This window comes from Streptococcus parasanguinis (assembly GCF_001578955.1).
GTDB lineage: Bacteria > Bacillota > Bacilli > Lactobacillales > Streptococcaceae > Streptococcus > Streptococcus parasanguinis_U.
In genome coordinates, this window is record NZ_KQ969732.1 from 1 (window position 1) to 440 (window position 440).

Genomic DNA, 440 nt, shown 5'->3' on the forward strand with positions numbered 1-440 from the left:
CAGATCGATCTGTAGATGGGGAGATTTGGACTACTAGGCTATTTGGAGAATCTCCTGCTTCCATCCTCAACATTGTTGAATCACTTCCTGGTATGGATACCTTATTGGTTTCGCAATCAGGCAAGATCGCCTATACAAGTGGGCTTCAATCTTATTTATAATTCTACTATCAGAAAGGAATTTTTCATGATAAAACTTATTGCGATTGTGGGGACTAACTCCAAACGTTCTACAAACCGTCAACTACTTCAATACATGCAAAAGCATTTTGCTGACAAGGCTGAGATCGAATTGGTCGAAATTAAAGATATCCCTGTCTTTAACAAACCAGCCGACAAACAAGTGCCTGAATCCGTCTTAGAGATTGTTGCCAAAATCGAGGAAGCTGATGGGGTGATTATTGGAACTCCAGAATACGACCACTCTATTCCAGCAGTCTT

Annotated in this window: 1 protein-coding gene and 1 pseudogene; both read left to right on the top strand. The window is 40.7% G+C overall.

Annotation, left to right across the window (positions count from 1 at the left end):
• Window positions 1-161 (top strand): annotated as a pseudogene (locus SPADD19_RS13190) (FAD:protein FMN transferase); the annotation flags it as partial.
• A 25-nt stretch (window positions 162-186) separates the two neighbouring features.
• A partial coding sequence (locus SPADD19_RS11005) for an NADPH-dependent FMN reductase (protein WP_164905874.1) occupies window positions 187-440 on the top strand: 254 nt, incomplete at its 3' end.